Here is a 400-nt window from a genome sequence, read left to right as displayed (position 1 = left end):
GCCATGGCGGCGACAGGATCGGTGGCCCGGTTGGCGCTCATGAACCGGAAGATCCCGACGGCACCGCGCCGGTCTCCCGCGCGAACCAGGCCGCGGCTTTTGACAGGATATCCCGCTTGAGCCGCAGTTGGCGCACCTCGCGGCGCAGACGGATCAGTTCTTCACGTTCGGCGGCCGTGAGGGTCTCTGTCTTTGCCTCACGGCGCTCCTCGTTCTTGTCAGCCTGTGCGACCCAGTTCCGGATGGCCTGCGCTGAAGGTTCGAACTCACGGGCAAGGTCTGTGGGGTCACGTCCAGCGCGGACCAATTCGACGGTCTGACGACGGAACTCAGCGGGATCGGGCGGACGTGTATGGGGCATCGAAGACACCTCGTGGGAATGCCTGAAGGGCTCCACGAG

1 protein-coding gene is annotated in these 400 nt (G+C 65.2%); it reads right to left on the bottom strand.

Annotated elements, in window-relative coordinates:
• Positions 1-37 precede the first annotated feature (37 nt).
• Positions 38-400 (bottom strand): transposase (locus tag DT057_RS35245; protein ID WP_203236476.1); only part of this gene is annotated, 363 nt, incomplete at its 5' end.

The organism is Methylobacterium crusticola (assembly GCF_003574465.1).
In the GTDB taxonomy this organism is placed as follows: domain Bacteria; phylum Pseudomonadota; class Alphaproteobacteria; order Rhizobiales; family Beijerinckiaceae; genus Methylobacterium; species Methylobacterium crusticola.
The sequence above is the reverse complement of the archived record's forward strand: the minus strand, read 5'-3'. Positions and strand labels throughout refer to the sequence as shown.